The 5692-nt window shown below is 71.0% G+C and carries 6 protein-coding genes; 3 read left to right on the forward strand and 3 right to left on the reverse strand.

All coding sequences use genetic code 11. The features are described 5' to 3' along the window. Nucleotides 1–283 precede the first annotated feature (283 nt). Entirely contained in the window at nt 284–1495 is a 1212-nt protein-coding gene (locus tag G3I41_RS01860; protein WP_164398543.1) for a pyridoxal phosphate-dependent aminotransferase, read from the forward strand. 92 nt (nt 1496–1587) lie between these two features. Next, on the forward strand, nt 1588–1983 hold the full coding sequence (locus G3I41_RS01865) for a hypothetical protein (protein ID WP_164398544.1): 396 nt from the start codon (nt 1588–1590) through the stop codon (nt 1981–1983). A gap of 54 nt (nt 1984–2037) precedes the next feature. Here the strand turns inward: G3I41_RS01865 and G3I41_RS01870 are convergent, their stop codons facing one another. Then, entirely contained in the window at nt 2038–2526 is a 489-nt protein-coding gene (locus G3I41_RS01870; protein ID WP_164398545.1) for a hypothetical protein, read from the reverse strand. 176 nt (nt 2527–2702) lie between these two features. Beyond that, nucleotides 2703–4529 (reverse strand): phosphoenolpyruvate carboxykinase (GTP), encoded by a 1827-nt coding sequence (locus G3I41_RS01875; RefSeq protein WP_164398546.1) that lies wholly within the window; start codon nt 4527–4529, stop codon nt 2703–2705. A 228-nt stretch (nt 4530–4757) separates the two neighbouring features. Here G3I41_RS01875 and G3I41_RS01880 point away from each other — a divergent pair, with 228 nt between their 5' ends. Next, on the forward strand, nt 4758–5453 hold the full coding sequence (locus G3I41_RS01880; RefSeq protein WP_164398547.1) for a hemolysin III family protein: 696 nt from the start codon (nt 4758–4760) through the stop codon (nt 5451–5453). Nucleotides 5454–5506: 53 nt separating this feature from the next. On the opposite strand, the gene G3I41_RS01885 is transcribed toward G3I41_RS01880, so the two are convergent. After that, a partial coding sequence (locus G3I41_RS01885; protein WP_164398548.1) for a hypothetical protein occupies nt 5507–5692 on the reverse strand: 186 nt, incomplete at its 5' end.

Genomic DNA, 5692 nt, shown 5'->3' on the forward strand with positions numbered 1-5692 from the left:
CTCCCCGCGTGAGCCCGGCGCGAACGCCGCCCGGGAGCGCGCCCGCGCTCCCGCGCGAGCCCCGGCGCACACCGCTCCGTGGCGTAAGTCACCCGTTCCGGTCGGTCACACCGCCGCGCCGCCCCATTCCAAGCCCCGGGCCTCCCGTGACCGGCGTTCCCACGGTTCACGGGGGCGGGCGCATGGCGATGAAAGCCCGCGCCGGAGCCCGCCCCCGCCCGGGCGGGCCAACCGGCGGGCAAAGCCCGGGCGGCCCGTGAAACACAGTCGTAAGCTCGCTGACATGCAGGTCATCCAGTCCACGAAGCTCGCCAACGTCTGCTACGAGATCCGCGGCCCCGTGCTCGAGGAGGCGATGCGGCTGGAGGCGGCCGGGCATCGCATCCTCAAGCTGAACACCGGCAACCCGGCCGCGTTCGGCTTCGAGTGCCCGCCGGAGATCCTTGAGGACATCCTGCGCAACCTCGCCGGGGCGCACGGTTACGGCGACGCGAAGGGGCTGCTGTCCGCGCGCCGGGCGGTGATGCAGCACTACCAGACCAAGGGCATCGACCTGGACGTCGAGGACGTCTACATCGGCAACGGCGTCTCCGAGCTGATCCAGATGTCGATGCAGGCTCTCCTCGACGACGGCGACGAGGTGCTGGTCCCGGCCCCGGACTACCCGCTGTGGACGGCCTCGGTCTCGCTGGCGGGCGGCACGGCCGTGCACTACCGCTGCGACGAGCAGTCGGACTGGATGCCCGACCTCGCCGACATCGAGCGGAAGATCACCGACCGCACCAAGGCGATGGTGATCATCAACCCGAACAACCCGACGGGCGCCGTCTACGACGACGAGATGCTGCGCGGGCTGACGGAGATCGCCCGCCGGCACAACCTGGTCGTCTGCTCGGACGAGATCTACGACCGCATCCTGTACGACGGCGCCACGCACACCCCCACCGCGACGATCGCCCCGGACCTGATGGTCCTGACCTTCAACGGGCTGTCCAAGAACTACCGGGTGGCCGGCTACCGCTCGGGCTGGATGGCCGTCTGCGGCCCCAAGGCGCACGCCTCCTCGTACATCGAGGGGCTGACGATCCTGGCCAACATGCGGCTGTGCGCCAACATGCCCTCGCAGCACGCGGTCGCCACCGCGCTCGGCGGCCGGCAGTCGATCAACGACCTGGTGCTGCCCGGCGGCCGGATCCTGGAGCAGCGCGATGCGGCGTACGACCTGCTGACCCAGATCCCGGGCGTGACCTGCGTGAAGCCGAAGGGCGCGCTGTACCTCTTCCCGCGGCTCGACCCCAAGGTCTACAAGATCAAGGACGACCGGCAGATGGTCCTGGACCTGCTGCGGGCCGAGAAGATCATGGTGGTGCAGGGCACCGGGTTCAACTGGCCGGATCCGGACCACTTCCGTGTGGTGACGCTGCCCTCGACGGAGGACCTGACGGACGCGATCGGCCGGATCGCCCACTTCCTGGACGGCTACAGCCAGGTGTAGCCGTCCTGCCGCTCGACCTTTTCTCGAAGATGGACAACTTTAGACTGAATCCAAGCTAGGATGGTCCCCACAGCACCACCAGGAGGCCACCCATGTACGAACCGATCCGCACCAAATCGGTCCACACACCGGCCGACCACGCCGGCGACTTCCCGCACCGCACCCGCGAGGAGGAGCTGGACATCCAGCTCGCCGGACACCTGGCCGCCCTGCTCGCGGTCACCGACGAGCTGGGTCTCGGCGCGGCGGGCGACCGCATCGCCGGGCAGGTGGCCAGGCTGCGCGGCGCCCCGCCCGTCCGCCACGCCGGGCTGAGCGACGCCCCCGCGGCCGCCCTCCACCGCCGTGCCCACGCCCTCGCGGGCCGGGCCCTGGTGGTGGCGGCCTCCCGCGCCGACACGGCGGTCGCGATCCTCTCGGCCGAGCGCATGGACGCCCACACCGAGGCGCTCGCCGCCGACGCGCGGACGCCGGTCGGCGCCCACTGACGGCCCCGGTCCACGCACCGCAGAGGTGCGTGGACCGGGCGCCACCCAGACTCCTCAGGGGCCGGGCGAAGCCTCTTCGCGGGCCGGGCGCGTGGACTCGAAGGTCACGTCCCCGAGCTCGCACCCGGCGCCGCCCCGCACCGGAACCGGACCGGTGACCCGCCGGATCGCCGTGGCGCCCACCGCCAGGTCGGCCACGGTCGCACCGCCCTCCCCCGCGTCCACCCCGCTCCGCAGGTCCCGGAACACCACGTGCACGGTGTACGTCCCGGGCCGCGCCGCCTCGCTCGTGACCCGTACGCCCGCCACCGGGCGGCCCGTCACCTCGTCCCGGCCGCAGGAGGTGACGGTGACGTCCTCGTCCGGGAACCGCAGGTTCTCGTGGACCTTGCCGGACGCCCAGATGTACGCGACCAGGCCCACCACCGCCACGCCGATCAGCGCGCCGACGGTGATCAGGGCCACCGTCCAGCCGCCCATCCGGTGCCCGGGGAAGAGCGGCGGGCCGCCCTGCGACGTGTTCGGGTACGGCGGATACCGCATGCCGACGGGCCCCCTCCGCCTGCGCGCCCCGGCGGCGCGACCGGGCCAACGGTACGGTCGCGGACATCACCCTTGCGGCTCCGCAGGGTCACAACTCCACTACGAGCAGGACGGGTTGAACAGGCCGACGGCCCCCGAAGCGGCTTCGGAGGCCGTCGCCGTACATCTGCGGGGGCTCAGCCCAGGCGCTCGACCAGCGCGCGGTACTCGTCCCACAGCTCCTTCGGAGTGTGGTCGCCGAAGGTGTTGAGGTGCTCGGGGACCAGCGCCGCCTCCTCGCGCCAGACCTCCTTGTCGACCTTGAGCAGGAAGTCGAGGTCGGCCTCGGAGAGATCCAGGCCCTCGGTGTCGATCGAGCCCTTCGCGGGAAGGATGCCGATCGGCGACTCGACGCCCTCCGCCTTCCCCTCCAGACGCTCGACGATCCACTTCAGGACACGGCTGTTCTCGCCGAATCCGGGCCAGACGAACTTCCCCGCGTCGTTCTTGCGGAACCAGTTCACGTAGTAGATCTTCGGCAGCTTCGACTGGTCCGGCTTGTCGGCGCCGACCTTGAGCCAGTGGCCCATGTAGTCGCCCATGTTGTAGCCGCAGAACGGCAGCATGGCGAACGGGTCGCGGCGCAGCTCGCCGACCTTGCCCTCGGCGGCGGCGGTCTTCTCGGAGGCGACGTTGGCGCCGAGGAAGACACCGTGCTGCCAGTTGAAGGACTCGGTGACCAGCGGGACGGCCGAGGCGCGGCGGCCGCCGAAGAGGATGGCCGAGATCGGCACGCCCTTCGGGTCCTCCCACTCCGGCGCGATGATCGGGCACTGCCCGGCCGGCACGGTGAAGCGGGCGTTGGGGTGCGCGGCGGGCGTCCCGGACTCGGGGGTCCAGTCGTTGCCCTTCCAGTCCGTGAGGTGCGCGGGCGCCTCCTCGGTCATGCCCTCCCACCAGACGTCACCGTCGTCGGTGAGCGCGACGTTGGTGAAGACGGAGTTGCCCCACATCGTCTTCATGGCGTTGGCGTTGGTGTGTTCTCCGGTCCCGGGCGCGACGCCGAAGAAGCCCGCCTCCGGGTTGATCGCGTACAGCCGGCCGTCCTCGCCGAACCGCATCCACGCGATGTCGTCGCCGATGGTCTCGACGGTCCAGCCGGAGATCGTGGGCTCCAGCATCGCGAGGTTCGTCTTGCCGCAGGCGCTCGGGAACGCGGCGGCGACGTACTTCGACTCGCCGCGCGGCGGGGTGAGCTTGAGGATCAGCATGTGCTCCGCGAGCCAGCCCTCGTCGCGGGCCATGACGGAGGCGATGCGCAGCGCGTAGCACTTCTTGCCGAGCAGCGCGTTGCCGCCGTAGCCGGAGCCGTACGACCAGATCTCGCGGTCCTCGGGGAAGTGCGAGATGTACTTGGTCTCGTTGCAGGGCCAGGGCACGTCCTCCTGGCCCTCCGCCAGGGGCGCGCCCAGCGTGTGGACGGCCTTGACGAAGAAGCCGTCGGAGCCCAGCTCGTCGAGCACGGGCTGCCCCATCCGCGTCATGGTGCGCATCGAGACGGCGACGTACGCGGAGTCGGTGATCTCGACGCCGATCGCGGAGAGCGGGGACCCGAGCGGGCCCATGCAGAACGGGACGACGTACATGGTCCGGCCGCGCATCGAGCCGCGGAAGACGCCCTGCTCGCCCGTGAAGATCTCCCGCATCTCGGCGGGGTCCTTCCAGTGGTTCGTCGGGCCGGCGTCCTCCTCCTTCGCGGAGCAGATGAACGTACGGGTCTCGACGCGGGCGACGTCGCTGGGGTCGGAGGCCGCGTAGTAGGAGTTCGGGCGCTTGATCTCGTCCAGCTTGGTGAACGTGCCCTTGGCGACGAGCTCCCCGCACAGGCGCTCGTACTCGGCCTCGGAACCGTCGCACCAGACCACCCGGTCCGGCTCGGTGAGTGCTGCGATCTCGTCCACCCAGGAGACCAGCTCCTGGTGGTTGGTGGGAACAGTGAGGGGAGCCGCGATGTCGCGCGCCACGATCGCTCCTTGGTGAGGGTGTATTCGGTTGGTGCCCGTGCCCCGTGGGGGCCGCGACCCGGATGCGTGTACCCCTTCGAATTCCCCTTGGCGCTCATCCGGTGCCGACTGCACTCATTTGATCATCCGACCCTCGCGCCCATATGTCCAGAGGGCCGCCCATGTGAGCATCAGCACTCCGTCACGGCCCATACCCGCTCCCTACGGAGGCGTAGGTACGATGCCGGAATGACTGCTGCCGCCGCGCCCGACACCGCCGGTCTCCGCCCGGCCACGCTCGCCGACGCTCCGCTGAAGCCACGGATGCGCGGCTGGCTGCACGCCGGGATGTTCCCCGCCGTCGTCATAGCGGGCCTCGTGCTCGTCGCCCTCTCGGACAGCACCAGGGGCCGGATCGCCTGCGCGATCTACGTGCTGACGGCGTGCCTGCTCTTCGGGGTGAGCGCGCTCTACCACCGGGGTACGTGGGGGCCGCGCGGCGAAGCCGTCCTGCGCCGGCTCGACCACGCCAACATCTTCCTGATCATCGCGGGGACGTACACCCCGCTCACCCTGCTCCTGCTCCCCGAGTCCACCGGGACACCACTCCTGTGGGCGGTGTGGGCGGCGGCGCTCGCGGGCATCGCGTTCCGGGTCTTCTGGGTCGGCGCGCCGCGCTGGCTGTACACGCCGTGCTACATCGCGATGGGCTGGGCGGCCGTCTTCTTCCTGCCCGACTTCATGCGGACCGGCGGGATCGCGGTGCTGGTGCTGGTGGTCGTCGGCGGTGTGCTCTACAGCGTCGGCGGCGTCATCTACGGCATCAAGCGGCCGAACCCGTCACCGCGCTGGTTCGGCTTCCACGAGGTCTTCCACTCGCTGACGCTGGCCGCGTTCGTGGTGCATTACGTCGGCATCTCGCTGGTGGCGTACACCCACAGCTGACCTCCGGCGCCGAAGCTTTCACGGGGGCGCCCAGAGGCGCCCCCGCCGTCCGTTCAGGCCCCGCCGAGCGCGCGGGCCAGCGCCTCCGCGTCCGTGGTCGGCGCGTCGCAGACGAAGTGCCGGCAGACGTACGCGGTCGGCGCACCGCCCACCATCGGCCGGTCGGCCAGCAGCGGGAACTCCGCCCCGCCCGGCTCCCCCGCCGCGACGACCGCGCCGGGCGCCCGCCCGAGCAGGGC

The sequence above is a fragment of the Streptomyces sp. SID9727 genome (assembly GCF_010550605.1).
GTDB lineage: Bacteria > Actinomycetota > Actinomycetes > Streptomycetales > Streptomycetaceae > Streptomyces.

Excerpts from the sequence above, each read along its gene's own strand:
- G3I41_RS01860 (WP_164398543.1), top strand. The coding sequence starts at position 284 with ATGCAGGTCATCCAGTCCACGAAGCTCGCCAACGTCTGCTACGAGATC.
- G3I41_RS01865 (WP_164398544.1), top strand. The coding sequence starts at position 1,588 with ATGTACGAACCGATCCGCACCAAATCGGTCCACACACCGGCCGACCAC.
- G3I41_RS01870 (WP_164398545.1), bottom strand. The coding sequence starts at position 2,526 with ATGCGGTATCCGCCGTACCCGAACACGTCGCAGGGCGGCCCGCCGCTC.
- G3I41_RS01880 (WP_164398547.1), top strand. The coding sequence starts at position 4,758 with ATGACTGCTGCCGCCGCGCCCGACACCGCCGGTCTCCGCCCGGCCACG.